Source organism: Devosia sp. MC521 (assembly GCF_014127105.1).
In the GTDB taxonomy this organism is placed as follows: Bacteria; Pseudomonadota; Alphaproteobacteria; order Rhizobiales; family Devosiaceae; genus Devosia.
In genome coordinates, this window is record NZ_CP059902.1 from 2,399,498 (window position 1) to 2,424,956 (window position 25,459).

Annotated in this window: 25 protein-coding genes and 4 tRNA genes; 6 read left to right on the forward strand and 23 right to left on the reverse strand. The window is 57.6% G+C overall.

Going from position 1 to position 25,459, the window contains the following annotated elements; translation table 11 throughout:
• Window positions 1–20: 20 nt before the first annotated feature.
• On the reverse strand, window positions 21–1,970 hold the full coding sequence (gene acs / locus H4N61_RS11490; RefSeq protein WP_169195210.1) for an acetate--CoA ligase: 1,950 nt from the start codon (window positions 1,968–1,970) through the stop codon (window positions 21–23).
• A gap of 189 nt (window positions 1,971–2,159) precedes the next feature.
• Between acs and H4N61_RS11495 the strand changes: the two genes are divergently transcribed.
• Window positions 2,160–2,723 carry a hypothetical protein gene (locus tag H4N61_RS11495; protein WP_182394069.1) on the forward strand — a complete coding sequence of 188 codons (564 nt, stop codon included), beginning with the start codon at window positions 2,160–2,162 and terminating at the stop codon, window positions 2,721–2,723.
• Here H4N61_RS11495 and H4N61_RS11500 read toward each other — a convergent pair.
• From H4N61_RS11500 to H4N61_RS11535, 8 genes are all read right to left on the reverse strand, one after another.
• Window positions 2,720–3,991: an oligosaccharide flippase family protein gene (locus H4N61_RS11500; RefSeq protein WP_182394070.1), complete on the reverse strand. Its 1,272-nt coding sequence runs from the start codon at window positions 3,989–3,991 to the stop codon at window positions 2,720–2,722. The genes H4N61_RS11495 and H4N61_RS11500 overlap by 4 nt on opposite strands.
• Window positions 3,988–5,163: a peptidoglycan bridge formation glycyltransferase FemA/FemB family protein gene (locus tag H4N61_RS11505; protein WP_169195207.1), complete on the reverse strand. Its 1,176-nt coding sequence runs from the start codon at window positions 5,161–5,163 to the stop codon at window positions 3,988–3,990. Before H4N61_RS11505 ends, H4N61_RS11500 begins: the two co-directional genes overlap by 4 nt.
• 112 nt (window positions 5,164–5,275) lie before the next feature.
• On the reverse strand, window positions 5,276–5,965 hold the full coding sequence (locus H4N61_RS11510; RefSeq protein WP_182394071.1) for a YjbE family putative metal transport protein: 690 nt from the start codon (window positions 5,963–5,965) through the stop codon (window positions 5,276–5,278).
• Between the two features lie 193 nt (window positions 5,966–6,158).
• Window positions 6,159–6,234, reverse strand: a tRNA-Lys gene (locus tag H4N61_RS11515).
• A 59-nt stretch (window positions 6,235–6,293) separates the two neighbouring features.
• Window positions 6,294–6,369: transfer RNA gene (locus tag H4N61_RS11520), tRNA-Lys, on the reverse strand.
• Between the two features lie 59 nt (window positions 6,370–6,428).
• Window positions 6,429–6,504, reverse strand: a tRNA-Lys gene (locus H4N61_RS11525).
• A 54-nt stretch (window positions 6,505–6,558) separates the two neighbouring features.
• Window positions 6,559–6,634: transfer RNA gene (locus H4N61_RS11530), tRNA-Lys, on the reverse strand.
• A gap of 103 nt (window positions 6,635–6,737) precedes the next feature.
• The gene (locus tag H4N61_RS11535; RefSeq protein ID WP_169195205.1) at window positions 6,738–6,953 is read right to left on the reverse strand and encodes a hypothetical protein; all 216 of its coding nucleotides are present in this window, start codon (window positions 6,951–6,953) and stop codon (window positions 6,738–6,740) included.
• A gap of 469 nt (window positions 6,954–7,422) precedes the next feature.
• Between H4N61_RS11535 and H4N61_RS11540 the strand changes: the two genes are divergently transcribed.
• Entirely contained in the window at window positions 7,423–8,535 is a 1,113-nt protein-coding gene (locus tag H4N61_RS11540) for a pyridoxal phosphate-dependent aminotransferase (RefSeq protein WP_169195204.1), read from the forward strand.
• On the opposite strand, the gene H4N61_RS11545 is transcribed toward H4N61_RS11540, so the two are convergent.
• The 14 genes from H4N61_RS11545 to H4N61_RS11610 form a co-directional block, all read right to left on the reverse strand.
• A complete protein-coding gene (locus H4N61_RS11545) occupies window positions 8,520–9,464 on the reverse strand; it encodes an endonuclease/exonuclease/phosphatase family protein (protein ID WP_169195203.1) in 945 nt (314 codons plus the stop codon). The genes H4N61_RS11540 and H4N61_RS11545 overlap by 16 nt on opposite strands.
• Before the next feature lie 124 nt (window positions 9,465–9,588).
• Entirely contained in the window at window positions 9,589–11,148 is a 1,560-nt protein-coding gene (locus tag H4N61_RS11550) for a 2-isopropylmalate synthase (RefSeq protein ID WP_169195202.1), read from the reverse strand.
• A gap of 115 nt (window positions 11,149–11,263) precedes the next feature.
• On the reverse strand, window positions 11,264–11,401 hold the full coding sequence (locus tag H4N61_RS11555; protein ID WP_169195201.1) for a hypothetical protein: 138 nt from the start codon (window positions 11,399–11,401) through the stop codon (window positions 11,264–11,266).
• Between the two features lie 136 nt (window positions 11,402–11,537).
• A complete protein-coding gene (locus tag H4N61_RS11560) occupies window positions 11,538–12,005 on the reverse strand; it encodes a GNAT family N-acetyltransferase (RefSeq protein ID WP_182394072.1) in 468 nt (155 codons plus the stop codon).
• 48 nt (window positions 12,006–12,053) lie between these two features.
• Complete coding sequence (locus H4N61_RS11565) at window positions 12,054–12,929, reverse strand: PhzF family phenazine biosynthesis protein (protein WP_169195199.1); 876 nt, start codon at window positions 12,927–12,929, stop codon at window positions 12,054–12,056.
• Window positions 12,926–13,423, reverse strand: coding sequence for a heme-degrading domain-containing protein (locus tag H4N61_RS11570; RefSeq protein WP_182394073.1), 498 nt, complete (start codon window positions 13,421–13,423; stop codon window positions 12,926–12,928). The genes H4N61_RS11565 and H4N61_RS11570 overlap by 4 nt, the downstream gene beginning before the upstream one ends.
• A 2-nt stretch (window positions 13,424–13,425) precedes the next feature.
• Entirely contained in the window at window positions 13,426–13,887 is a 462-nt protein-coding gene (locus H4N61_RS11575; protein ID WP_169195197.1) for a GFA family protein, read from the reverse strand.
• A gap of 88 nt (window positions 13,888–13,975) precedes the next feature.
• Window positions 13,976–14,695: a hypothetical protein gene (locus tag H4N61_RS11580; protein WP_169195196.1), complete on the reverse strand. Its 720-nt coding sequence runs from the start codon at window positions 14,693–14,695 to the stop codon at window positions 13,976–13,978.
• Between the two features lie 58 nt (window positions 14,696–14,753).
• Window positions 14,754–15,776, reverse strand: coding sequence for a ketol-acid reductoisomerase (ilvC, locus tag H4N61_RS11585; RefSeq protein ID WP_182394074.1), 1,023 nt, complete (start codon window positions 15,774–15,776; stop codon window positions 14,754–14,756).
• A 28-nt stretch (window positions 15,777–15,804) separates the two neighbouring features.
• Window positions 15,805–16,452, reverse strand: a complete 648-nt coding sequence (locus tag H4N61_RS11590) for a TetR/AcrR family transcriptional regulator C-terminal domain-containing protein (protein ID WP_248306511.1) — start codon at window positions 16,450–16,452, stop codon at window positions 15,805–15,807.
• 147 nt (window positions 16,453–16,599) lie between these two features.
• A complete protein-coding gene (locus tag H4N61_RS11595; protein WP_169195193.1) occupies window positions 16,600–17,826 on the reverse strand; it encodes a hypothetical protein in 1,227 nt (408 codons plus the stop codon).
• 30 nt (window positions 17,827–17,856) lie between these two features.
• Complete coding sequence (locus tag H4N61_RS11600; protein ID WP_182394075.1) at window positions 17,857–19,239, reverse strand: HAMP domain-containing sensor histidine kinase; 1,383 nt, start codon at window positions 19,237–19,239, stop codon at window positions 17,857–17,859.
• The gene (locus tag H4N61_RS11605) at window positions 19,236–19,910 is read right to left on the reverse strand and encodes a response regulator transcription factor (RefSeq protein WP_169195191.1); all 675 of its coding nucleotides are present in this window, start codon (window positions 19,908–19,910) and stop codon (window positions 19,236–19,238) included. The genes H4N61_RS11600 and H4N61_RS11605 overlap by 4 nt, the downstream gene beginning before the upstream one ends.
• An 83-nt stretch (window positions 19,911–19,993) precedes the next feature.
• Window positions 19,994–20,140 carry a hypothetical protein gene (locus tag H4N61_RS11610; RefSeq protein ID WP_169195190.1) on the reverse strand — a complete coding sequence of 49 codons (147 nt, stop codon included), beginning with the start codon at window positions 20,138–20,140 and terminating at the stop codon, window positions 19,994–19,996.
• A gap of 237 nt (window positions 20,141–20,377) precedes the next feature.
• On the opposite strand from H4N61_RS11610, the gene H4N61_RS11615 reads away from it, so the two are divergent.
• The 4 genes from H4N61_RS11615 to H4N61_RS11630 all read left to right on the forward strand — a co-directional run bounded on the left by H4N61_RS11615 (window position 20,378) and on the right by H4N61_RS11630 (window position 25,455).
• Window positions 20,378–21,445 (forward strand): ABC transporter ATP-binding protein, encoded by a 1,068-nt coding sequence (locus tag H4N61_RS11615; RefSeq protein WP_248306512.1) that lies wholly within the window; start codon window positions 20,378–20,380, stop codon window positions 21,443–21,445.
• A gap of 168 nt (window positions 21,446–21,613) precedes the next feature.
• On the forward strand, window positions 21,614–22,642 hold the full coding sequence (locus H4N61_RS11620) for an extracellular solute-binding protein (protein ID WP_182394076.1): 1,029 nt from the start codon (window positions 21,614–21,616) through the stop codon (window positions 22,640–22,642).
• Between the two features lie 51 nt (window positions 22,643–22,693).
• Window positions 22,694–24,355 (forward strand): iron ABC transporter permease, encoded by a 1,662-nt coding sequence (locus H4N61_RS11625; protein WP_248306610.1) that lies wholly within the window; start codon window positions 22,694–22,696, stop codon window positions 24,353–24,355.
• A 173-nt stretch (window positions 24,356–24,528) separates the two neighbouring features.
• Window positions 24,529–25,455 (forward strand): sulfurtransferase, encoded by a 927-nt coding sequence (locus H4N61_RS11630; RefSeq protein WP_182394078.1) that lies wholly within the window; start codon window positions 24,529–24,531, stop codon window positions 25,453–25,455.
• The last annotated feature ends 4 nt before the right edge of the window (window positions 25,456–25,459 follow it).

Genomic DNA, 25,459 nt, shown 5'->3' on the forward strand with positions numbered 1-25,459 from the left:
GCCGCCCGTTTTTTTTCGTTTTAGACCTTGTTCTGGCGGTTGGCGATGAGATCATCCACCACTGCCGGATCTGCTAGGGTCGAGGTATCGCCCAATGCGCCAAAGTCATTTTCGGCGACCTTGCGCAGGATACGGCGCATGATCTTGCCCGAACGGGTCTTCGGCAGGCCAGGAGCCCACTGAATATAGTCTGGCGACGCGATCGGACCGATTTCCTTACGAACCCAATTGCGCAGTTCAGCGCGCAACTCGTCACTGGAACTCTCACCAGCCATCAGCGTGACATAGCAATAAATGCCCTGCCCCTTGATGTCGTGTGGGAAGCCAACGACAGCGGCCTCGGATACCTTTGGATGGGCGACCAGAGCGCTTTCCACTTCGGCGGTGCCGAGGCGGTGACCCGAGACGTTGAGAACGTCGTCGACGCGACCGGTGATCCAATAGTAGCCGTCTTCATCGCGACGGCAGCCGTCGCCCGTGAAGTAATAGCCCTTGTAGGTTTCGAAATAGGTCGAAACGAAGCGACCATGATCGCCCCAAATGGTGCGCGCCTGCCCCGGCCAAGAATCCTTGATGGCAAGAACGCCTTCGCCCTTGGTCTGATCCTGCAGCTTGCCTTCTGGCGAGAGCACAACCGGCTGAACACCATAGAATGGCACGGTGGCCGAGCCCGGCTTGGTCGGTGTTGCACCCGGGAACGGGGCAATCATATGGCCACCGGTCTCGGTCTGCCACCACGCATCAACGATGCCGCAGCGGTCCTTACCGATGTGCTTGCGATACCACATCCATGCTTCTGGATTGATCGGTTCACCAACAGTGCCGAGAAGGCGCAGCGAAGGCATGTCATGCTTATCAGCATATTCAGAACCAGCACCCATAAGCGCGCGAATGGCGGTTGGTGCGGTGTGGAAGATGTTGACGTTATGACGCTCAACCACCTGCCAGAAACGGCTGGAGTCTGGCCAAGATGGAATGCCTTCGAACATGACCGTGGTCGCGCCATTGGCGAGCGGGCCATAGACGATGTAGCTGTGGCCAGTGATCCAACCCACGTCTGCCGTGCACCAGAACACTTCGCCACGACGATAATCGAAGCTGCGCTCATGGGTCAGCGAGGCATAGGTGAGATAGCCGCCAGAGGTGTGCAGCACGCCCTTTGGCTTGCCGGTTGAACCAGAGGTGTAGAGGATGAACAGCGGATCTTCCGCATTCATTGGCTCTGGGTCATGGAAGGGTTCAACGCCAGCGGCGGCTTCATGCCACCAGACGTCGCGCGCGCCCTTCATGTCGACAGTGCCGCCCGTATTCTCGACAACGAGAACCTTGGACACGCCGGGGCAATTCTGCAGGGCAGCATCGACGTTCGCCTTGAGGGGAACAGTCTTGCCACCGCGACGGCCTTCGTCAGCGGTGATGACCAGCGATGAATCGCAGTCATTGATGCGGCCAGCCAGCGAATCCGGCGAGAACCCGCCAAACACAACAGAGTGAACCGCACCGATGCGCGCGCAAGCGAGCATGGCATAGGCCGCCTCTGGAATCATTGGCAGGTAAATGGTGACGCGATCACCCTTTTTGACGCCCAGCTTCTTGAGGACGTTTGCGCAGCGGCAGACTTTCTCATGCAGCGTGCGGTAGGTGATATGTAGTGCTTCGTCGGCCGGATTGTCCGGCTCCCAGATAATCGCAACGTCATCGCCACGCTCGGCAAGGTGCCGATCAATGCAGTTGGCAGCAACGTTCAGGACACCGTCTTCGAACCATTTGATCGAGACATCCGGATAGGCAAATGTGGTGTTCTTGATTGTCTTGGGGAAGCTTACCCAATCCAGCCGCTTGGCCTGGTCTGCCCAAAAACCATCGGGGTCTTCTACCGAACGACGATAGTCGGCCTGGTATTGGTCCTGCTTGGTGTGGGTGTGCGCGAGTGCTTCAGCGCTTGGCTGGAATACGAGCTGTTCGCTCATAGGCATCCTCCCTTCGTCTCTCCCACAACTGTTCTACCTGACACCGCAACTATGCGGCAAGTACCGTGGGAGTCGCTGACCGTCTTACACCAGCATGGGGGCTTGCCGAAATGGCAGGTGAGAACCCATTAACAGCTAACCTGTTAGTGTGGCGAAACGCACCAAGAAGCGCGTCCATTGAGGGGGCTCATGGCAGAGATGACAGTACGGGCGGCGACGCCCGCAGATATCGGCCTCGTGCATCGGCAGTTGGCTGCGGTGATCCACGAGTCACCCCATTATTCAGAGCGTTTCAAAGCCCATGAGGCGGCGCGGCTGGACAAAACCTTCCTCCGCAATTTGCTCGCGATTGACCCGTGGCACATCATGATCATGTGTAGCGACGGTGTGCCGGGTGGCGCGATGGTTTCAGGTCCTGAATGCGGCGCAGTCTTCCGCTATTGGTCCTGGGTATTCCCACAGGCACGGCAAACCAAGCTGGGCATGTTTGGCATGCGGGCCTTCGACGAGCATTGGGACAATGGCCGGTTTCACAAGGCCTATACCTATGTGCGGCCTGACAATGCCGTGGCGCGCGCTTTGCTCAAACGCTACGGCTATCGGGAAACGGCGCTGCTGGAAAAGCACATATTCGGCGAGGACTATCTCGTCATCGAAAAGTTCTACACGCGCCAAGATGGGCCTTATGACAGTGGCTATATGGGGCGTTTGGGCCGTCTCAAGAAACAGATCAGGCAGTTGGTCGGCGGCTAGCGCGCGAAATATTGGCGAATGGAGACATCGACCTTGGCGACGCGCCAAGCGATGAGCCAGAGCACCAGCGACCATAGGCTAATGGCGAGGCACGCCGAAACGGCCGCGCCGACGAGGCCATAGGCGGGCACGAGGGCCAGATTGCCCAAGACGAGCGCCGATAGGCCGATGATGACGGCAGGAATGCTGGCCCAAGGGTGATCATAGATCGACAGCACCATGGCGGCCGGCCCCAAGAGCGAGCGCACCAGCAAGGCCAGCGACAGCAAGACCAAGGGCCACAGGCCAGCGCCAAAACCTTCACCAAAGATTGAAAGCGCCAAGGGGCCAAAAATGATGACCCCGACCAGCATCACCAGCGCCGCAAGGCTGGCAGCAAGATTGGCCTCCCCCACTTTACGCAAGAAGCCAGCCCGATCGGCATTGGCCTCGCGCTCGAAGATTTCGGGGAGAATGACGGCATAGACCGCAGCGACGCCGAAAGACACCAGAACGAAAATCCGGCTGACGACGCCAAAGATCGCCAGATCCTCTTTGCTCAGCTGGGTCGAGAGCAGCAGAAGGTCGATGTCGAAGAAGAAATCGGTGGCTAGACCAATGATCACCCAAGGTAGGGCAAAGCGCCACCAACGGCGGGTTTCGGGCTGTGAGGGCTCAAGCGCAATGGGAAGCTTGCGCAGGATCGCAAGAACATAGGCGAACTGCAGTGCGGCAATCGCCAGAAAACCGAACGCAATGGCCCACAGCAAGGTGGTGAAGCCTTCGGTCGGTTGCTCGATGAAGGTGAGACAAACGAGGAAAGTGGCAACCACCATCATCGGGCGGAAAAGACTATCGGCGAAATAGCCCGCATAGGGGCGCTTGAGGCCCACGAGCACAGCACCACTGATGTAGTTGACCGCAGTGGCACAGGCCAGAATGACGATGGGCAGATGCAGCGCGCCCTGCCCCAAAAGCGCCAGCACCAGAACAACGCCGAAGCAGATCGCGACATGGGCATAAGCGCGCTTGATAAAGGCGACGAGTTTTCCGGTTTCGCGCTTGGCCGCATATTCGGCAACGAAGTAAGTGCCGATGGTCTGAAAGCCTAAGGGCATAAAGCAGGCGATCAGATTTACCGCTGCAATAGCGAGCATATAGTCCGCAAGGATCGCTGCGCCCCATGCGCGGGCAATCAGCGCCTGGACGATAAAGGTGAGCCCTGCCCCCGCAAGGCGACTGGCAAAAATAATGCTCGACTGCGACGCGAGCCGTCCGACAAAACTCATGAAAACTGTCGATCCAAGGGCGGTAATGGTTGATCGGACTGGGCAATATTGCGGTTGGCGCGACTGAGGGTGCGGCGCAGGCGATGAAGCATCTCCCGGGCGCTCAAGGCCCCAACTCCCAAAGCATAGGCCAGAGGGTTGGAGGCATAATTGACCACAGGAGGAACCGGGGTAATGACGCCACGCGACCCCACCATGCCTTTTTTGAATTGATGGAGGCCGAGGAAGCCATCGGTCCCGCCGAGATCATACCAATCGGCATCTGTGTTCTGGCTGAGCCATTGGATGATGTGGAAGTGGAGGAAATAGCCCGCGCGCAAAGGCAGCGCCGCAGCATTCGTCGCGCCATAGAGATAAACGGCGCGCTTGCCAGCTTTAAAAATGACCGCGCCCGCTACGAGCGTGTCACCCTCGTAGACATAGAACAGCGCCGGGCGCAGCGCAGGATCGAGCGCAAAGAGCTTATCCAGCGTGTCAAAAGCAGAAAAATCGGGGAACAACTTACGCTCTGACATAGCGGCATAGAGCGACTTGAACGCGCCAAGCTGTTCGGGCGGAGCGGGTTCAAAGCGCAGATTGTTTTTCTCAGACTTGTTCAGTTGGCGCCGCCAGGTTTGATCAAAGCTAGCGCGCAGCTCACCCTCTGAGAGTTGCAATTTGACGAGATAGCGATCGGGATAGGTGAGCGCATAGCCGCGCTTGAACCCTGCCCCGCGCAGTGCAGCATAATCAGCATTGTGCGGATCGGTGCTGGCATGGGGAAGGATCGACACCAACATCCCGCGCTTATCGGCATATTCGGCCTTCAGCGCTGCCACCATAGCGCTATAAATTGCATCAGCTTCTGGATGCTGGGTGTCAGCGATCATCGGCGCCCACTTGGCAATGGCGATAGAGGATAGCCCACCAGGCAAGCGCTGAATCATGATCAGCACACCACCAACCGGCACATTGCCGACGTAAAACAGATTGGGCTCCAGAATGACGGAGGGCCAGCGCATTTGCGCAAAGGCAAAGATCTGCTCCTGACAGACCGTGTCGAACCCCGAAATGATCGCATCCCAATCATCGGCACCGACCAGCCGACGTGTCAGCTCGATAGTATCCGCCCGAAGCGCGCCGCTCGGACGCAACATCTCGACGCGATCAACAGAACTAACTGCAGCGGACATAAAAACATCTTCCGGACGGCATTCAACATCCGGAAGATAAAACGCTCACATGTTTAAATTCCTACTGCGCCAGTGAAAGCCCAGAGAGCTTTTCACTATCGTTTCGCAACTCTTAATGTGCAGCCGCCACATGCGGCGTGTAGAGGAACGGAATTTCCGGGATAGCAACAAAGCTACCAACGCCCTCGAGCAACATCCGAACGGCGACAAAGAGAATGATGAGTAGACCAACCCAAGCGATCCAGCGGAACTTGTGCAGGAGGCGCGCAATAAAAGACGCCGCGACGCCCATGAGCACTACAGACAGCGCCAGACCAAAGACCATTGCTTCGATGTGATGTTGCGCTGCGCCGGCTACCGCCAAAACATTGTCCAGCGACATGGACACGTCGGCGATAACGATCTGGGTCACCGCCTGCCGAAGGGTTTTCTTTGGCGCCTTGCCGGCAACACGTCCGTCAGCATTGATATCAGCGTTGTCGAGGGCTTCATGCGCCTCCACTTCATCCTGATGAGAAACACTAAGTTCGCGGTACATTTTCCAGCAAACCCAGAACAGCAGCGCGCCCCCAGCAACGAGCAAGCCTCCGCCCAGAGAGAGAAGCTCGATGGTGATCAACGCGAAGATAATGCGCAGTCCCGTAGCGGCCAGAATACCGATGAGAATTGCTTTACGACGCAGGTCGGAGGCTAGCCCGGCCGCGGCCAAACCAATGACCACCGCGTTATCACCAGCGAGGACGAGATCGATAAAAATTACTTGCAGGAGCGATGACAGAAAACTCGAGTCTATGCCAAACATCGAAAAATTGTCCCAGAGTATTGGCAGCGCTATACGCCTGCTCGGCTAAACTGGGAATGCTCTTTGTCAGGCACAGATCACACACAAGCCATGACACTTGCGCATAGGGCGAGCCGAGAGCCTCGATTAAGAGGCTATCGTGCGGCCAGAACAGAATTTTAAGATTAGAAAATCCACGAAGACCTGAAGGCCTTGGTGGGTGCACAAGGGCTCGAACCTTGGACCCGCTGATTAAGAGTCAGCTGCTCTACCATCTGAGCTATGCACCCGTAAGGGTTTGGGTGATTTCTCACCCCTTCGTATTCTGACCACCGAGGTTAGAAAACCTTGGTGGGTGCACAAGGGCTCGAACCTTGGACCCGCTGATTAAGAGTCAGCTGCTCTACCATCTGAGCTATGCACCCGTAAGGGTTTGGATGATTTCTCATCCCTTCGTATTCGGACCACCGAGGTTAGAAAACCTTGGTGGGTGCACAAGGGCTCGAACCTTGGACCCGCTGATTAAGAGTCAGCTGCTCTACCATCTGAGCTATGCACCCGAAAGGGTTTGGCCGGAGCCAAGAAACAAAACCTCAATGAAGAGATTTAGACTTTGGTGGGTGCACAAGGGCTCGAACCTTGGACCCGCTGATTAAGAGTCAGCTGCTCTACCATCTGAGCTATGCACCCGAAGGCGGTGTGAACCGCCGTCACCAAAGTGGGTGCTATGTAACAAGCGAGTTTCCGACTGTCCAGCGTGAAAAATGCTGGATGTGTATAACTTTGCTGAGAGTTAGGCAGGCTGCGCTTTTCGGCACCGCAGATAGGAATAGTCTGACATTTCAACGACATTGGCGCCGAAGGTGGACAGCTGCGCCTGCTGATCTTCCAACAGCGTCACCGTGCGCGCGATGATGTATCGAATCTCTTCAGTCCGGTCGTCATCCCCCTCGAGAATGGACACGGCGCGCAACAGGTAGTCACGTGCGAGCAGATGCGATGATTGCATAGGAGGCTCCGCAATGAGTTTTGGAGAAGACACTGGTTGAAACAGGCGCGAATTTGCCTGACCCAAGTTGCAGCGCTGTTGCACTGTCCGACGTAGATTAAGTCAAATGCGACAGATTCCAGTAAAGTGCTGTGGTATGTAAAATTTGTCGATACGGATGAGTTTAATCACGGGGGCGAGAGGTGGGGTTTTGGGGTGCGTTTTGACCTGTGATATTTCAGGGGTTTAGGGTGTGGTTGGAGGTGTGGTTGGAGGTGTGGTGGGCCCCTCACCCGACGCGACGCACCGACCAAGCCATTCGAGCGTCGCTCTCACGGCCTTCTCCGCTAAGATCGGTCCACCGGAGCGATCTCTTCACGCTGCGAAGCCCCCGAAGGGAGAGGTGAAGAGAACAGCGACGAAAAACCTGGGGTCGGGGTGGCTTGCCTGAGGGTAGACTGGGGGACGATTCGTACGAAGGAATAGCCCTGTGCCCGTCCCGCCATTCACCGCAGTGGTCGATACTCTGCCCGAAACTGTACCCTTTGTCGGGCCCGAAGCGATTGAGCGGCGGACCGGAATTAAGACGCGCGCGCGTATCGGCGCCAATGAATCCGTCTTTGGCCCGAGCCCAAAAGCGCTGCAAGCCATTCGCGACAATGCCGACAGTGTTTGGTCTTATGGCGACCCAGAGAATTTTGAGCTGCAGCAGGCGCTCGCCGCCAAGTTCGGGGTCTCGCCAGACGAAATCACCATTGGTGAGGGCATTGACGGGCTGATGAGCTGGGTCGTTCGCCTGTTTATCGCACCGGGCGATAAGGTGGTTATGGCGGCGGGTGGCTACCCGACGTTTATCTATCATGTGTCGGGCTATGGCGGGGATTTGCACTACGTCCCCTATATGCGCGACCATGAAGACCCAATCGCTTTGGCCTCAAAGGCCCGCGAAGTGGGCGCGAAAATGGTCTATCTCGCCAATCCGGACAATCCGATGGGGACGTGGTGGCCTGCCGAAACCATTCAGGCGTTTATTGATGCTGTGCCCGAAGACTGCATCATCGTGCTCGATGAAGCCTATGGCGAATGCGCGCCCGAAGGCACAATGCCCGCCATCGACACGTCGCGCCCCAATGTCTTGCGCATGCGAACCTTCTCGAAAGCCTATGGCCTAGCTGGGATGCGGTGTGGCTATGCCATTGGCAATGCGCGCCTAACCCGCGCCTTCAACCGCATCCGCAACCATTTTGGTATTACCCGCCTGACCCAAGCGGCGGCCCTCGCTGCGCTGCAGGACGAAGCACACTTGCAGTGGGCGCTAAACTCGATTGATGCGTCGCGTGAGCGTCTTTACGCCATCGCCAGAGAACACGGGCTAAACCCCATTCCATCGGCGACCAATTTCGTGACCATTGATTGCAAGCGCGATGGCGCGTTTGCCAAGGCCGTGCTCGACGCGCTGGCCGAACAGGGCGTGTTTATCCGCAAGCCCGGATCGCCGGGGCATGATCGGTGTATCCGTGTCAGCTGTGGGTCTGAGCGCGAGATGGATATTTTCGCTGCAGCGCTGCCCATTGCGCTCAAGCAGGCTCAGGGCGACGCGTAAAGACTGATTTCTGCGCGCAACGGCAAATGATTGGACCCTAGAGGATCACCCGCCTCTAGGGTTTTTATACGCGCATTGCCACGCGAAAAGACGTTGTCGATTGGCACGCCGAGCAGCCCGAGATTGACAGGCCAAGTGGCCGAGGGCCAGCCGCCGATTGCAAGGCCTTGATTGGCGGCCAGAGTGGCCAGCGGATCGGACCAAGGGGCGGCATTAAAATCGCCCGCCATGACGACTGGGCCTTCGATGGTCTTGAGGAACTCGCCGACGGCCTGAAGCTCAACCCAAGAGGCCCCATCAAAATAGGGTTTGGAGAGGTGCACGCCGACAATGGTCACGGTCTCGCCATTGAGCGTCAGTTCGGCAGAGACGAGACGATCGCGGGAGAATGGGGGCAAGCGCTGCACACGAGCATTTGCCATCGGCAAAGCTGAGTGAAGCGATATATCGCACGCCCTGCCCTCTTCGCAGCCTACGCTATAGGGCAAGGCGCGCTTGAGCCGATCAAACTGATGGCTGATACCGGGGCTCTCCAAGATCAGGGCAACATCGGGCGGGTTGGCCAGAATGCCATCCACAAGCTTGGAAGGCGTGGGATTGTCAAACAAGACATTGAACGAGACCAGCGAGAATTCTGCCTTGGGCGCTTCATAAATCGGCGGACGACGCCCGAGGTAGTCGCGGACATAGGTGACGCTGTGAACGGCACCGGCGATCATGATGAAGAGCAGGAGCGTGCCGCGCAGACGCGCGCCAGCGATCATCGCGCCGATGGCAAAAATCGCGCCGAGCCCGAGGATGTGAAAGCGCAGGGTCTGGAGCAAGAGCTCGCCCGGCAGGCCCGGCAAATACCAGATCAACCCGAGCAGACCGAGCACAACCAAACCTAGCGCCAGCATGGCGCCGCGGAATTCTGCACGTTTGAGCATCAACACTCCATCATCACCCGAGTGACCGGCTAGACCAGTTTCGACAGCTCAGTGCAAGTGCGCAAAACAAAAGGCCCCGGCTTATCGCCGAGGCCCATAATGACACTTGCGTGTTTAAAAGCGATTAGCCTGCCAGCGCGCCTTGTGCGGCAGCACCACGCTCGATGACAACACGGTTGAGTGCGTTGAGATAGGCGCGGGCCGAAGCCACCAGAGTATCAGGCTCGGCAGCATTGCCCGAGGCGATACGGCCGTTCATTTCGAGGCGAACGTGTGCCGATGCCTGCGCGTCGGTGCCGCCGGTTACCCCGTCAACCGCATAGAGAACCAGATGCGGGTTGGCGTCTGCGGCCAGCTTGATGGCGTTGAAGATCGCGTCAACCGAGCCCGTGCCTTCATAGGTCACTGACTTTTCTTCGCCCTCAATGGTGACCGTCAAATTGCACTTGTGAATGCCACCGGTCTTGGAGATGACTTCGAGGTCAACCAACTTGATGCGATCGCCAGCCGAACCGACTTCGTCATCAACCAGCGCTACAAGGTCAGCGTCGTAAACGTGCTTCTTGCGGTCAGCCAGATCCTTGAAGCGCTGGAAGGCTTCTTGGAAGGCATTGTCGCCCAGCTCGTAACCCAGTTCCTTGAGCTTGTCCTTGAACGCAGCGCGGCCCGAGTGCTTGCCCATGACCAAGGTGGTTTCCTTAATGCCGACGCTCGCCGGGGTCATGATTTCATAGGTTTCAGCGTTCTTGAGCATGCCATCCTGGTGGATGCCGCTCTCATGCGCGAAGGCATTCTTGCCGACGATGGCCTTATTGTACTGAACCGGGAAATTCGCAGCGGCTGCCACAATACGGCTGGCCCGCGAGAGGTGTGTGGTTTCGATCTCGGAATAGAAAGGCATCGCGTCGCCGCGAGTGCGCAGCGCCATGACGACTTCTTCCAAGGCCGCATTACCAGCACGTTCGCCCAAGCCGTTGATCGTGCATTCAATCTGACGCGCGCCACCGGCAACACCGGCGAGCGAGTTGGCAACAGCCATGCCCAGATCGTTATGGCAGTGAACCGAGAAGATCGCCTTGTCCGAGTTCGGCACGCCTTCAATGACGGTCTTGAACATGCGGAAATGTTCTTCCGGCACAGCGTAACCAACCGTGTCCGGCAGGTTGATGGTGGTCGCACCAGCACGGATGGCGGTGTCGACGCAGCGCATCAGGAATTCGATTGGCGTGCGGGTCGCGTCCATGGCGGACCACTCGACGTCGTCGATGAGGTTGCGAGCCTGCGCCACGGTGCGCGCAATGATCTCGATCACCTCGTCTTCGGTCTTCTTCATCTGGTGGGCCAGATGGATCGGCGAGGTCGAAACGAAGGTGTGAATGCGGCCTGCATTGGCGTGGCGCACAGCTTCAGCTGCGCGATCAATGTCGGCAGTGATGGCGCGAGCGAGACCGGCAACGCGCGCGTTTTTGACGTGCTTGGCAACAGCGACAACGGCTTCAAAGTCGCCGTTGGAGGCAATCGGGAAACCGGCTTCGATAATGTCGACGCCCATTTCGTCGAGAGTTTCGGCAACCTGCAGCTTTTCTTCCAGCGTCATCGTCGCGCCAGGCGACTGCTCGCCATCACGCAAAGTGGTGTCGAAGATGAAGACGCGTTCTTTGTTGGAATTGGTTGCAGCGGTCATACTAGTCTCTTTTCTTATCGGCCCGGGCGCAAAGGCTCACTGGACCGGACAAAATCTCTGTTCGGTTTAAGATGCGCACTCCCCTGACCACCCGCTCGCAAAATCGAGCTGTCGGTTACCAGGGGCTGATAAGAAGGAGGAGAAGTAGTGGAAGCAGCGACAGCGCAGCAACAATCGCGAGCTTGGTCTGGTTGACCTGCTGCTGAGCGACTGCAATGGCTTTGGCGCGGTTGCGCTGCATACGAGTACCCAAGAGTACGGCTTCTGATAATTCCAACAATGCGCGAACTGAAAGCACGTTGCAAGACCAATGTGACAAAATGCGTTCGATTAGCAGCAGAGAGGCTTGAAAAATAACGAGCCGGATCAGGAAGATTTTATGAACTGGGTTATTCTTGCCATTTGCTGACCCGGCGCATTTCAAAGCCGGTATTTGTATTTGCAAAGCCGCAATTGGCATAGAAACCGAGGACTTCGGGCTTTTCTGAGCTGGTGAGCAGCATGATCTTGTAGCAGTCGGCGAGCCAGGCGTGGTCGATGACGGTGCTGAGGAGGTGTCGACCTAACCCCTGATTGCGGAAATCGGCGTGGGTGACGACGTTTTCAAGCAAAGCGAACGGACGACCGCCGCGGGTGAGATTCGGCACGATCGCGACGGTTACGGTTGCGACAATCTGGGTGTCGACCAAGGCGATGAACACGCCACTGCCCGGCATGACGGCAAGACGCGCCAGATTTGCTTTGAGCGTATCTGCGCGCAGCACGGGGTCATCGGGATGCAGCTGGCGATAGAGGATGGCGAGACCCGCAAGATCGTCGGCCGTTGCCAAGCGTATGGTGCTTGCGGATATCGCCATGTTCATCTCCCTGTGCGTTGCAATAGAGAGGCGAATTCAGCCCCTCCCCTAAAGCTCCAGTGTGCCGGAGGCGATGATCACCGCGTCGCCACCGATGGCCGCGTGGGTCAGTGCCCCAGCCTCTTTCTTGATGTGGATGGTCATTCGACACGGCCGGCCCATTTCATGGCCCTGACGAAGACCATAATCAGCATGCTCATTGTCTCCGAGCTGTGTGGCCAACATGCCGATGAGAGCGGCAGCGGCGGAGCCCGTGCCGGGGTCCTCGAGGCGAGCGTTGAACATGCGCGCGGCGATGTCGACGCCGGGTTCGTTGGGCGTGAGGGTGAAAATATAGGCCGAGTTCCGCGCGAAGGGGAAAGCCTTCTCCCAGATCAGCGCATTGGGTTCGATGCGTTTGAGCACTTCCGTGCTGCGCACCGGAATGAGGTGGAAGGGATTACCCGCCGAGTAGCCTGCAGGCTTATAGAACTCGCAACCGATATCTTCCGGCTCAAGACCTAGCGCCTGTGCGATAGTGAGCGTATCGCGGAGATCGCCGACAAACTCGGGAAACTTCGGCAGGGTAAAGCGCGCGGAGCCTGTGCGGTGGTCGATCTTTTCGACGAGAGCTGAAACGAGCCCTATCTGCTCCTCAATCCGAACCACCCCGCCTCGACCGTTGAGGCCGAGAACGACAGCGGCACCAACGGTCGGATGACCGGCAAAAGGCAACTCCTGCGTGGGCGTAAAAATGCGGATCGAGGCCGCATTCCGCTCAGACACAGGTTTGAGGAAAAACACCGTTTCGGAGAGATTGAACTCCTTGGCAATGGCCTGCATCTCGTCGTCCAACAACCCCGTGGCATCGGTAAGGACAGCGAGAGGATTGCCGCGCAAAGGCGAGCGGGTAAAGACGTCGAGAAGCAGGTAATCGCGTTTCACGCTGCAGTCTCCGGCAGAGCATAGTCACCGCGCGCCTTGCCCAGATAGTCACAGAGCGCATCAACGACAACGCCATGATCCTTACGGCCTGGCAGGCCCGAAATCGTGATGGTACCGATAATGCCTGCGCCCGGTACGCGAACCGGGAAACCTCCGCCCGCAATCACATAATCAGCCGGATCGGCACCTGACTGCGGCGAGAATGGCACTTCGCCACGCTCAAGCACGAGGCGGTAGGATGCGCGCTGGAAACGGCGCACGGAATTGATCTTGCGACGGACCCATTCAGCATTGTCTGCGCCCGTCCCTTCAATCGCGGTGAAGAACAATTGGCGGTCCCAAGTGCGAATATCGCAGACGAGGACAAGGCCTTCCGCCAGCGCGCGGGCCCGGATCGCCGTGCCGATGTCATAAGCGACGTTCTCGTTGAAAGCCGGCAGCACCAGCTCAAGTTCTTGGCGTTTCACTAGGGCAATTTCGTCGTCTTTGGTCATATTCAAACCTCGTTCGCCCTCGCCCATGCCTGGATGAGGGGTTCGCGGCCCGGTGGGCCTTTTGGAAAATTGACAAGTGTTGGATCAATGGGCGCCCAAGACGCAGCGCTATCCGTCCAGATATTGCCGACTGGCTTGGCCCAACTGATATCATCGAGCGTCCCGGCGCGCACAATGCGGAAACCGGGGCTTTGAGGATCGTTCCAGAGCCAGCTGTAACAGGTGGAGCAAAAGTTCATGGCAATAACATTGCCGCTGTCGGCGGTGCGCCGATAGGTGACAACCTCGCCGGTGACAGAAAAACTCGCATCCGGAACAACGACCGGCATGCCCCATGACGAGCCGGACGCGCGCTGGCAGTCTTTGCAGTGGCAATTATAGACGGTCAGGGGCGGCGCGCTCAGCGTGTAGCGGACTTGCCCGCAGCTGCATCCACCCGAAACCGGAAATCTTGGTAGTGCCATCTCGCCCCTCCAGACGATCAGCCAGCGACTCCCCGCGCTGACTTGCACCACCAGTTGTAGCGGCTTTTTGATCTCCTGCGAGGGGATTTTAGGGACGAATAAAGCCGCCGGTTTCGAAGGCCCAGAGCAGCGCTGCCACATAAGGCAGAGGCTCGCCAAACGCTTCAAGCTCGGCCTTGCTGCGCACGGCAACAACATCGGCCAGCTCGCGCTCTTCTTGCATGTCCAGATTGGCGCGGATGGTCGCGAGCATGTCTTCGGCTGTGTGCGGAAAGTAGAGGGCGCGAGCGACGGAAACGCGCGGGCCATCAAACACGGCAACCATTTCTCCCTCAACACCATCGGCATAGGAGAGGCCAGTCTCTTCCATCAACTCGATTTCAGTGCTGCGCCGCAAATCAATCGACCCGTTGGGCAGAACGTCACGCGGCTCAAGCGAGCCTGCTGGCGGATAGATACGACCGGCATTGGCGGTGTTGGCACCCATGACGCCCAGAATAACGGCATTATCGGTGGTGATAATCAGCGCAGAGCCAAAGAGATTGCGTAGCCCAATCTCCGGGAAGCCCTGCTCGCGCCAGGTCATAAAAGCGGAAAAGGCATCTTCATAGGCGGTCGCGTGCAAGACGCCATTACCGTCTATTTGCGGAACCGACACGCAAATCATGCGCCCGTCCCACAAATGTGGGTTTTCCTGAAGCTGCCGGGCCCAAGTCTCGCCAACGGCCTCTCGAATGGCCTGCGGGAGCGGCCAGTTCTCAGGGCTGAACCGAATATCGACGGCAGAGATCGGGAATACAGAGGTCATGGGCACCAAGTGAAGATACAAAAAGGGCGGGAGTTTTATCTCCCGCCCTCGAACTCTATTAGTTCTTTGCCTTGTCGACCAGTGCGCCGGCCTTGATCCATGGCATCATGTCGCGCAGCTGGTGACCAACTGCTTCGATTGGATGCTCGTCAGCCAGACGACGGGTTGCCTTGAAGCGTGCGCCGCCACCAGACTTGATTTCCTGCATCCACTCGGAGGTGAACTTGCCCGACTGAATGTCGTGCAGAACGCGCTTCATTTCGGCCTTGGTTTCCGAAGTGATGATGCGCGGACCGGTGACGTATTCGCCCCATTCTGCAGTGTTCGAGATCGAGTAGTTCATGTTCGCGATGCCGCCCTGGTAGATCAGGTCGACGATCAGCTTTACTTCGTGCAAGCACTCGAAGTAAGCCATTTCTGGTGCGTAGCCAGCTTCTACGAGGGTTTCGAAGCCCGCGCGGATCAGCTCAACGAGACCACCGCAGAGAACTGCCTGTTCGCCGAAGAGGTCGGTTTCGCATTCTTCGCGGAAGTTGGTTTCGATAACGCCCGAACGGCCGCCACCAACACCCGAAGCATAGGCCAGAGCGATGTCATGTGCATTGCCCGAAGCGTCCTGGTGAACAGCGATAAGGCATGGCACGCCGCCACCCTTAACGTATTCGCCGCGAACGGTGTGGCCTGGGCCCTTTGGCGCGATCATGATCACGTCAACGGTCGACTTTGGTTCGATCAGGTTGAAGTGAACGTTCAGGCCGTGTGCGAAAGCAAGAGCTGCACCGTCACGGATGTTTGGCTCGATGTCCTTCTTGTAGATATCGGCCTGGAGTTCATCTGGGGTCAGCAGCATGATGACGTCTGCCCATGCGGACGCGTCGGCAACCGACATAACCTTGAGGCCTTCGCCTTCTGCCTTAACAGCAGATGGTGAACCTGGACGCAGACCGACGACAACGTCGGTGATGCCGGAGTCGCGCAGGTTCAGAACGTGGGCGTGGCCCTGCGAACCGTAACCAATGATGGCGACCTTCTTGGCCTTGATGATGTTCAGATCGGCGTCGCGATCGTAATATACGCGCATTGGGAGTCTCCCTCGGAAAGCGGTTTGTTTATGTATTGGCCTTTGCCCCGTAAAGGGCCAAGAATTGATCTGTCGCAGCTTTAACGTCGGCTTCGACGTTTTCTTCGACATTTGAGCTTGTCAGGGCCTTGTCGCCCAGCAGCAGACGGATCTGCACATCTCGAACCACAAGACCAAAGAAAGTGCGGTATGCCTCTTCGCTAGAGGTGAACCGCAGAAGGCGCGCGTCACGCGCAGCTTCCAGAATGGGTTTAAGGCGGCGGCGAATGGCCAAAGGACCGTTCTCGAGCACGATATTGCCCAGAGAATCCTTCTCCTGCGCCGCATGGGTAATGGCTGTCCGGTTGAGCGTGACAGACACTTCGCCGATAATGGTCATCAGCAGATCGCGCGCAAAAGCCTCAAGGCTGGTGCGCAGCGCTTTAAGCGACAAATGGCTACGGTCGACAAATGGCATACGCACCTTGGCGGCCTGCCATTGCACTGTCGCAGTGAGCAGACCATCGCGGTCGCCAAACCACTTGTAGAGGGTTTCCTTCGAGCACGAGGCGCGACGCGCCACGGCTGTCATTGTCAGCCCGTCACCGTTCTCGACCAGAAGATCGAGCGCGGCCGTCAGCACTGCTTGCTGGCGGGGCGTAAACGTCTCTTCGTTGACCTTGATGGCGAGTGCCACGACCATACCTTCCACGCGTTGACCGAACGCATCGGCGTTAATCCGTTCGATGGCGTACCGTACGGTACGGTTCGAAGCAAGTGGATTCTTAAGCTTTCTATCAAAAGAGCTACAACACCATGGCAGCGGCGCTCCGAATACCGTGGGCTAGTATAAGGCCCCACGGTCTTCGGCCGCATCCTGCGCGACCGCCCGTACACGAGGCCTCAGAACATTGATGAACGTATTTGTGCGCTCGGCAAGCCAGAGAAATGCTTGGTGCCGATCAACCGGGGAAGTTAAATCGGTGAATACCTTACTGTCCGAGACCGTACGGCGGCCATCTCGCTCAATGACCTCTGCTGTGCCACCAAGCTCCCTCAAAATAGCTGCTTCATCCTCGACGACAGCAAACATTGCCGCTTCACCCACAGTGTCCCTCGTCGCAGAGAGAAAGACACCAACGCGATTCTTCAGTTTTTCTCGGTAGACCGTCAACCAACCGCCCTTTGCTGGCAGGGTGAACGCCAAATAGCCGGCCCGAGAGGCTTTAGGAATAGCTTGCTCTTTGTCATCGAGCTCCAAATACGGCAGAAATTCGGACCAGAACAAGAAACGATCATGCGCGGTCGCGTCCCACTCTTTTTCAACGACGCTCGCTTCGTGCTCCTCCTCGTCGGCAACATCAACGAGTGTCATCCCATCTGGCAGCGCAACGACTTGTCGCTCAACGAGTTTGGTTCGCACCAGGACCCGTGGGGCGACCAGTTTTTCACCTGACGGCAATTCATAGATCGGCAATTCGACTAGGCCTAACGAGAAGTGCAGGCCAGAGTAGCGCTCTAGATACTCAGCGATAGCCTCGACGCCTTCACGGATGCCATCACCAACAATCAATAATAGGAAGCGTCCACGCCTAAGGTTTCGGCTAAGAGAATCGTTAAAAGCAATTTCATCTACATTTGGAGCGTGCACCCGGACTCGGTCGAGCAAAGTGATGCCATCTGCGCCGATCCTCCTGCTTACCTCACGCTCGACGTCTGAGCTGGTCCAGTGGGTAAGCTCTTTGGCATAGTCCAATATTTGACCAACGACTTTACGCCGCCCTTCTGGATTGCGCCAAAGTTTGCACTCGACGAGCACTGGCAATCCTGATGCCGTGACAAGAAAGTTATCGATCGGCCCAGCGCGTGTGCTCAGTTCCCTGCATATCGCGATCGGGTCTGAATACGCCGGATCAATTTCCCTAATCGGCAAGCACCCAGGGAATCGATGGATCAGATCCTGTATCTTGGCTTCATCGAAGCCGCTCTCGCCTTTGGAGATGTCCAGCGAAGGCAAAGATATCGCCGTATCGGCGGTCACTAGAATTGGCGCAACCTGCTGTCGTGTCATTTTATTCCCCCTCGGACTGCATCGTTGCAGTTAAAGAGAGCTTAAGCTAGGCCACTCCTGAACCTGCTCCGGAAAGCGCAGGACAAACTTTGCGCCGCCGCTATCGCTATCCGAAACGACGACTGAACCGCCGTGATAGTGCATGATCGAGTAGACCAGATTGAGTCCCAGCCCCGTTCCACGACCGGCGCGGTGGAGGCGTTCAAAGGGCCCAAAGATACGCTCGCGCGCTTCCGCGGGAATCCCCTCCCCTTCGTCCGTGACCGAAATGGTGCGATCTGTCCCGACGCGGACAAGGATTGTTCCAGCCCCGCCACTATGAGCGATGGCATTCTGGACGAGATTGGCAAGGGCGTGATGCAGTGAGCGATTGTCGCCGGTGACCGTGACCGGGGCATCGCCCATATCGAGACCCAAATCATAGCCGGATTTGAGCGCAAGCGGCGCCATCTCTTCGACCACCAACTCAGCGATCTCACGCAAGTCGAGCGGCGCCAAGACGCCTTTGACGATGCCGAGGCGCTGCACCTCGAGCAATTGCTCGGCAAGAGTGGCGAGGCGGGCCACGTCCAAGAGGAGGTTCTGCCGCTCCGGGAAAACGTCGCTGTTTTCCAGCCGCATTTGCAGAATGGCGATTGGCGTTCGCACTTCATGCGCAGCGGCGGCGAGGAATTTTTGGCGGCCAGCGTAGCTCATATCGAGACGCGCCAGGGTCGCGTTGACGGCCTTCACCAGCGGCAGCAGTTCGCTTGGAACGCCGGTTTCACGCAGACGATCACCCCGGTTTTCGTAATTGATCTGGCTGGCGTCCTCTGCCAGCAGCTTCACCCCGCGCAGCTCGCGCCGAACAATGAGCGGAATGGCAATGACGGTGACAAGCGTAAGTACGAGCCAAATACTGAAGGCGAGAAGAATGGTGGCGTTGCGCAAAAGGCCCACAACGCTGACCGTCGGGCCATTGCCAATGAGCACGTGAACTGGCCCAACGCTGGAGTTTTCGGTGCGGACAAAGAAACGCCCACTGGCGTCCTTGGTGCGCAGATCCAAAATGGTGACCTGAGACAGGTTAGCAATAAGCGGCTCCGCGCTTGCCGGTACGGCACCGAGTGTCAGAGTCGCTCCGCTATCACTGACCGCATAAACATACATGTCGGGATTGTTGACGAAGAGGTCGCGAACCTCCGGGCTTGGCCGTATGACGATTTCGCCATCTTGGACTTGAGCGAAACTCGCCGCGAGCGTGCTCGAAACACTGGGGTCAATGGCCCGCGCTGAGCCTGCCTGGCTCACAATCGGGTAGATGACGAGCGGAAACACGCCCAGACCAAAGAACAGCGCGAGCGAAAACAGCTGCACGACAATCATCTTGCCCGTGAGCTTGCGGCCAAGGCTGGGCGATTTGCGGTCAATCATGATTGAGCCTGCAGAATGTACCCGACCCCGCGCACAGTGTGGAGCGTGGCTGTCGCGCCAGCATCGGCCAAGCGCTTGCGCAAGCGCGAGACATGGGGCTCGAGTGCATTGGCCTGCACCTCGTCGTCAAAGCCATAAACCTCTTCTTCAATGAGGCTGCGGCGGACGGTGCGCCCTGAACGTCGGATAAGGCTTTCCAAAAGCAGCAATTCGCGGCGCGGCACCTCTAACGGCTGGCCATTGACGCGCACCTGCCCGAGGGTGACATCGACCTCGACATTACCCAAGGCAAAGGCTTCGGTGACGACATGGCGGGGGCGACGCAGCAAAGCGCGGACCCGGGCGATCAACTCATCGACCATAAAGGGCTTGGCAAGGTAGTCGTCGGCACCAAGATTGAGCCCCTCAACCTTGTCGGAGGCCGTACCATGCGCTGACAGGACCAGAACGGGCATGGACGGGTAGAGCTTGCGGACAACGGGGATGAGGCTGGTGCCTTCGCCATCGCCCAAAGACCGATCGAGCACGACGAGATCATACCGCGTGCTTTGAATGGTTTCGGAGGCGGTCGCCAGAGAGGGCGCCCAATCGGTCACGAAACCAGACTTTGTGAGCGCGGCACGGACCAATTTGGCCATTTCCGGTTCGTCTTCAACGAAAAGAATCTTCATGCCCAACCTCACGCAAAAAGCCGACTTCCGGAAATCCAGAAGCCGACTTTTGTTATTCTACAGCAATTGCTGCCGAATTTTGATTAGTCGTCGGTGTTCGGGATCGACTTAGCTTCGCAGAACGATGCTTCCTTGAAAGTGCAACCGTGGGTGGTGGCCTGCGCGAAAGTCGGCGCGGTGACGCCAGCAACCAGAGCAACGGCGAGGAGAGCGGATGCGATCTTCTTCATTTTCAATTCCTTGTTCGCGTCTCGAGGAGGGATCGAGTGCGGTGAAATTGCATCGGCAACCTTGCGTCAAACTTGACTCATCAGCGAGTAAACGCACAATTCTCGCTGAACACAGAAAGTTGATCAAAATCAGCCCGATACGAAGGCACTCGCGCACTGAAACGCGATGAGTAAAACGAAGTAGAAGCCCACACTTTCGCGAGCAAACATACCATACAAGTCATGCAAAACATTGACATGATCAAAGCCCGAATGGTTGATGCAGCAATGACCGCACGGCGCACTGTTTTAAAACTCGAAGATATCCATCTGCACTTCGGCGATGTCGTTGCGCTTCATGGCGTGGATCTCGCTGTTATGGATGGCGAGATCATTTGTCTTTTGGGGCATTCGGGCTGCGGCAAGTCTACTCTGCTGCGCGCTATTGCCGGTGTCGAAACGCCTCATGCGGGGACAATTGCAATCGACGAGACGCTTGTTTTTGCCCCGCACAGGTTTGTGGAGCCGGAGCATCGGCGGATTGGCTACATGTTGCAGGACTATGCTCTATTCCCGCACCTGACAGCGCGTCAGAACATTGCCTTTGGCCTGAAAAAACTCACGAAGCAGGACGCCAGCACACGCGTGGACGAGCTATCCTCTAGGCTTGGCATTGACCATTTGCTTGAGCGCTATCCGCATATGCTATCGGGCGGCGAGCAGCAGCGCATCGCCCTTGCAAGAGCATTGGCCCCCCGACCGCATGTTCTGTTGATGGACGAGCCCTTCTCCAACCTCGACCGTGGACTGCGCGACACCTTGCGCGGGGAAGTTGTGGCGCTGCTGCGTGAGCTCAACACCACCGCAATCATCGTCACCCACGACCCAGAAGAAGCGTTGGCGGTTGGCGATCGAATTGTTCTGATGCGCGAGGGCAAGGTCGTCGAGGCCGGACGCGGCAACGAATTGTTCAACGCGCCCAAGAGTGCCTATACAGCCGAATTCTTTAGCCGGATGAACCGCATTCCGGCCACCCGCAACGGGCAATGGCTCGACACAGCACTCGGACGCTTTCCCGCACCCGATAAGCCAGACGCGATCAGCGAGATATTCATCCGGCCTCGCGCGCTCAGTTTTGGAGCCGACGGAATCAACGCCACTATTCTTAGCCATGCCGTTTTGGGCGAAATCGAAGAATGGCGCATTGCGGTTCCAGAATTACACGAGCCTATTTTGATGCGCACCAGTCAGCGCTACAAATTGCGCCCCGGACACACCGCCAAGCTAAATGTCTCTGAAGACGAAATATTGATCTTTTCTCCGTGATCGATATTTTCTTTACAGTATTCTTGAGAAACATCTGTGGTTTAGAACTATTCTAATTCCAATCTATATTTCTTGACTCAATAATTCCACTTAGATTATTGCCCGGCCATGGGCGCAGAATTCTCCGTCGACGGCGCGCTTGTTTGAGTCAGCCACAAGGGAAACACCATGGCATCGCTTCACAAGATCATCTTTGCGACCAGCGCACTCGCGCTTGGCGTCGCAGTTCCTGCAATTGCCGAAGAACTCAACATTTACACCACCCGCGAGCCAGGCCTTGTGCAGCCCTTGCTCGATGCCTTCACCGCCGAAACCGGCGTGACCGTCAACACCGTCTTCCTGCAGGACGGGATCATCGAACGCGCGAAAGCTGAAGGCGAAAGCTCGCCCGCCGACATTCTGATGACCGTCGACTTTGGCAACCTCATCGACCTCGTTGATGCGGGCCTCACTCAGCCGATCCAGTCAGACGTGCTTTCGGCAGCGATCCCAGAAACGCTGCGCGACAAGGACGGCAATTGGTTTGCCCTGTCGTCTCGCGCCCGCGTTGTTTACGCGGCCAAGGACCTTGATCTCGACGCCATCACTTACGAGCAGTTGGCCGATGAAGAGTGGAAGGGTCGCCTGTGCATCCGTTCGGGCCAGCACCCTTATAATACAGCGACCTTTGCGGCCTATCTCGCCAAGCATGGCGAAGAGGCAACCAAGACTTGGCTCGAGGGCATCAAGGCCAATCAGGCCCGTGCAGCAGCAGGCGGCGACCGTGACGGCGCACGCGATATTGCAGCCGGAATTTGCGACATTGCGCTGGCCAATTCCTACTACGTTGGGCTGATGGCTTCGGGCGCTGGTGGCGACGAGCAAAAGGCCTGGGCCGATGCGATCAAGGTCATTCTTCCGACCTTTGAGAACGGCGGTACTTTGGTGAACATCTCGGGCGCTGCTGTTGCCAAGCACGCACCGAACAAGGATCAGGCCGTTAAGCTGCTGGAATATCTAGTGTCGCCAGCAGCGCAGAAGATCTACGCCGAAGCCAATTTCGAATACCCAGTCAACGCTTCGGCTGAAGTCCATCCGATCATCGCCGCATTCGGCACGCTGACCCCAGATAGTCTGGCGCTGAGCGACATCCTTCCGTTCCGCAAGCGCGCCAGCGAACTTGTGGATGAAGTGAACTTCGACACCTTCTCAAACTAACACAGTTCGGTGCGGCGGCTCGTTCCCGCCGCACCGTTTCCCATCATGACCATGGCGGCCAACGCGCCTCTAGCGCGCACCAGAAACCCAATCTCTGCATGGACCGCCGTGGCTGCTGCCACCGCGGTTTTGGTGTTTGTGCCAATCCTCGTCATTGTCTTCACCGCGAGCGCGGACACGGGCGATCTGTGGGGCCATTTGCTGGTCAACGTGCTGCCCCAATCGGCCTGGAACACCGGCGTTCTGCTGCTCGGCACCGGCATTATCGCGACGATGGTGGGCACGGGCGCGGCTTGGATCGTTTCGGCCTACGAGTTTAAAGGGCGCGGCGTGCTGGAATGGGCGCTGCTCCTGCCGCTCGCCGTTCCGACCTATATTATGGCCTATGCCTATCTCGACATTTTAAACCCGCTTGGGCCGGTACAAGGCACGATCCGATGGGTCTTGGGTTATTCCTCGCCCCGGCAGTTCCGACTGCCCGATATTCGCTCGATGTGGGGCGCCATCGTCGTTTTTGGCTTCGTGCTCTACCCCTATGTCTATCTCACGACGCGGGCGATGTTTCTGACCCAAGCCGCAAACCTTGTGGAAGTGTCGCGCACCTTGGGGGTCAGCCGGAACATGGTGTTTTGGCGTGTGGCCCTGCCCCTCGCCCGCCCCGCCATCGCAGTGGGGGTGGCGCTGACGCTCATGGAAGTACTCAACGATGTGGGGGCGAGCCAGTTTCTTGGCGTCCGCACGCTGACGGCTTCGGTCTATACGACTTGGATTGTGCGCACCGATTTGGCCGGCGCGGCACAAATCGCCACCGCCATGCTCACCCTCGTGCTGTTGCTGCTGGTTCTTGAGCGCTGGGCGAGACGCAACCAACGCTATGCGAGCAATGCGCAACGGGCTCGCCCCATGCCAGCACAGAAACTACGCGGCTGGCAGGCGGCGTTGGCGCTTTGCCTTGGCCTCACCCCAATCCTCATCGGCTTTGCGGGACCAGCGATTTATCTGATCTCGTCAGCAATCAAGCGGTTGGATTTTGCCGGGTTCTCGCCAAGCCTATTGCGCGCGACGGTGAACACAGTGACGATTTCATCGCTGGCGACTGTGCTCATTCTATCCCTCGGCTTTGCCGTGGCCTATGCGGCGCGGGTCCGCACCGGGCCGGTGACGCAGGGCTTTTCGCGCATCGCGACGCTGGGCTATGCCGTGCCGGGGACCGTTCTCGCCATTGGCATACTGGTTCCTGTCGCCGCTTTTGACAGAACGCTCGACGGCTTTTTGCGCGCCAACTTCGGCCTGTCCTCTGGCCTCCTTCTCCTCGGCTCAGGCGCGGCACTCCTCTATGCCTATAGCGCGCGGTTCCTCGCGATTTCGACAGGCGGGATCGAGGCTGGACTGTCGCGCATTCCGCTCTCTTATGATCATGCTGCGCGCACCTTGGGCCACAGTGCATCTGGCACGCTGCTCAGAGTACACCTGCCCCTGTCACGCACAGCGCTGATCGCGGCTGCACTTTTGGTGTTCGTTGATTGCATGAAAGAATTGCCAGCCACGCTGCTGCTGCGGCCGCTCAATTTTGACACGCTCGCAACACTACTCTATGGCGAGGCCGCGCGCGGCACTTATGAAGATGCTTCGTTAGCGGCAATTTTATTAGTAGCGATAGGGATATTGCCGGTCATATTGCTGGCGCGCACGGGACGGCCGCGAAAACCCTGAGCCTTCTGACACTATCGGTCCAATAGAGTTTTATTCTCTCATCTCACGTTCGATTGAGCGGAATTTTATTCTCCTGAACACGCTTTTAGACCCCTGTGCTTTGAAAATTATGCCCCGAAAAGGCCATGATTGGGTCAACGCGGCAGATACGCCGAGCTCATCAGGACGAGAGAATGACAAAATTTTCCCGACTACTGACCACCGCAGCAGTCAGTGTTGCATTGGTTGCCACTCCCGCCCTCGCAGACGACGCCAGCCCGCTGGTCACTGCTGAGTGGGTTCAAGAAAACATCAGCAATCCCAACGTGCGCATCTTTGAAGTCAGCGTTGATACTGGCGTTTATGAGCGCGGCCATATTCCGGGTGCGTTGAACCTGTCGTGGCACACAGATCTCGTCGACACCGTTCGTCGCGACATCGTTTCGAGCGAAGGCCTGGAAGCGATCCTCCAGCAGGCCGGCGTGACCGAAGACACCACTGTTGTTCTCTATGGCGACAACAACAACTGGTTCGCAGCCTGGGGCGCTTGGGTGTTTGATATCCACGGCATCCACGACGTAAAGCTGCTCGACGGCGGCCGTAAGTACTGGGAAGCACAGGGCCTGCCGCTCGACACCGCAACTCCAGAATACGCAGCGTCGACCATCGACTTGCCAGAAGAAGCGGCTCCGATCCGCGCGCGCCTCGTTGACGTTCTCGAAGTTGTTGAAGGTGGCGCCGACGTGTCGCTGGTCGACATTCGCGGTCCTAAGGAATTCTCCGGTGAGATCTTCGCTCCAGAAGGCGTGCAGGAACTTTCCGTCCGCGCCGGTCACATCCCTGGTGCAGTGAACTTCCCATGGAGCGGCGCTGTACAGGAAGACGGTCGCTTCAAATCGACCGAAGACCTCAAGGCAGCTTTCGCGGCTATCGGCATCGACGGCTCCAAGCCGATCATCACCTACTGCCGCATTGGCGAACGTTCGAGCCACACCTGGTTCGTTCTCTCGCGTATCCTTGGCTACGAAGTGAAGAACTACGACGGGTCCTGGACTGAATATGGCAACTCGGTTGGCGTTCCGATCGACAACCCATCGGGCACCGTATGGGGCCGCATCTAAACCA

Bases quoted from the DNA above. Each gene is read 5' to 3' on its own strand.
- H4N61_RS11580 (WP_169195196.1), bottom strand. From the start codon at position 14,695: ATGACCTCTGTATTCCCGATCTCTGCCGTCGATATTCGGTTCAGCCCT.
- H4N61_RS11535 (WP_169195205.1), bottom strand. From the start codon at position 6,953: ATGCAATCATCGCATCTGCTCGCACGTGACTACCTGTTGCGCGCCGTG.
- H4N61_RS11560 (WP_182394072.1), bottom strand. From the start codon at position 12,005: ATGGCGATATCCGCAAGCACCATACGCTTGGCAACGGCCGACGATCTT.
- H4N61_RS11575 (WP_169195197.1), bottom strand. From the start codon at position 13,887: ATGGCACTACCAAGATTTCCGGTTTCGGGTGGATGCAGCTGCGGGCAA.
- H4N61_RS11615 (WP_248306512.1), top strand. From the start codon at position 20,378: ATGATCAAAGCCCGAATGGTTGATGCAGCAATGACCGCACGGCGCACT.
- H4N61_RS11510 (WP_182394071.1), bottom strand. From the start codon at position 5,965: ATGTTTGGCATAGACTCGAGTTTTCTGTCATCGCTCCTGCAAGTAATT.
- H4N61_RS11505 (WP_169195207.1), bottom strand. From the start codon at position 5,163: ATGTCCGCTGCAGTTAGTTCTGTTGATCGCGTCGAGATGTTGCGTCCG.
- H4N61_RS11500 (WP_182394070.1), bottom strand. From the start codon at position 3,991: ATGAGTTTTGTCGGACGGCTCGCGTCGCAGTCGAGCATTATTTTTGCC.
- H4N61_RS11600 (WP_182394075.1), bottom strand. From the start codon at position 19,239: ATGATTGACCGCAAATCGCCCAGCCTTGGCCGCAAGCTCACGGGCAAG.
- H4N61_RS11495 (WP_182394069.1), top strand. From the start codon at position 2,160: ATGGCAGAGATGACAGTACGGGCGGCGACGCCCGCAGATATCGGCCTC.
- H4N61_RS11545 (WP_169195203.1), bottom strand. From the start codon at position 9,464: ATGCTCAAACGTGCAGAATTCCGCGGCGCCATGCTGGCGCTAGGTTTG.
- ilvC (WP_182394074.1), bottom strand. From the start codon at position 15,776: ATGCGCGTATATTACGATCGCGACGCCGATCTGAACATCATCAAGGCC.
- acs (WP_169195210.1), bottom strand. From the start codon at position 1,970: ATGAGCGAACAGCTCGTATTCCAGCCAAGCGCTGAAGCACTCGCGCAC.
- H4N61_RS11610 (WP_169195190.1), bottom strand. From the start codon at position 20,140: ATGAAGAAGATCGCATCCGCTCTCCTCGCCGTTGCTCTGGTTGCTGGC.
- H4N61_RS11605 (WP_169195191.1), bottom strand. From the start codon at position 19,910: ATGAAGATTCTTTTCGTTGAAGACGAACCGGAAATGGCCAAATTGGTC.
- H4N61_RS11625 (WP_248306610.1), top strand. From the start codon at position 22,694: ATGGCGGCCAACGCGCCTCTAGCGCGCACCAGAAACCCAATCTCTGCA.
- H4N61_RS11630 (WP_182394078.1), top strand. From the start codon at position 24,529: ATGACAAAATTTTCCCGACTACTGACCACCGCAGCAGTCAGTGTTGCA.
- H4N61_RS11550 (WP_169195202.1), bottom strand. From the start codon at position 11,148: ATGACCGCTGCAACCAATTCCAACAAAGAACGCGTCTTCATCTTCGAC.
- H4N61_RS11570 (WP_182394073.1), bottom strand. From the start codon at position 13,423: ATGACCAAAGACGACGAAATTGCCCTAGTGAAACGCCAAGAACTTGAG.
- H4N61_RS11620 (WP_182394076.1), top strand. From the start codon at position 21,614: ATGGCATCGCTTCACAAGATCATCTTTGCGACCAGCGCACTCGCGCTT.
- H4N61_RS11595 (WP_169195193.1), bottom strand. From the start codon at position 17,826: ATGACACGACAGCAGGTTGCGCCAATTCTAGTGACCGCCGATACGGCG.